This is a genomic window from Adlercreutzia sp. DFI.6.23, from assembly GCF_024462535.1.
In the GTDB taxonomy this organism is placed as follows: domain Bacteria; phylum Actinomycetota; class Coriobacteriia; order Coriobacteriales; family Eggerthellaceae; genus Adlercreutzia; species Adlercreutzia rubneri.
The window spans coordinates 1-287 of record NZ_JANGBP010000823.1 but is presented as its reverse complement, the minus strand read 5'-3'; the positions used below and the strand labels follow the sequence as shown (position 1 = coordinate 287).

Sequence of the window (287 nt, the reverse complement as noted above, 5' to 3'; positions counted from 1 at the left end):
GGCAAGGCCGCCCGACCTATCGGGAAAAGTCGCTACACCGCGAACACCACGGAGCAGATGCTCAAAAGGATGGCGCCGAATGGCAAGCCGGCGAGGACCTTCAAGCATTTCGTCATGTCGCCCGATCCTCAAGACGGCTTGACCGCAGACCAGGTGGCGGAGCTCGCGAGCGCCTGGGCGCTCAGGCACTTCGCCGACTTCGAGGCGGCGATCGTCCTGCACGACGACACCGAGCGCAAGATCCCCCACGCCCACATCGTCGACAACAACACCAACCTCGCCACCGA

1 protein-coding gene is annotated in these 287 nt (G+C 64.1%); it reads left to right on the top strand.

Going from position 1 to position 287, the window contains the following annotated elements; genetic code table 11:
- A partial coding sequence (locus NE591_RS15605) for a relaxase/mobilization nuclease domain-containing protein (protein WP_256157143.1) occupies nucleotides 1-287 on the top strand: 287 nt, incomplete at both ends.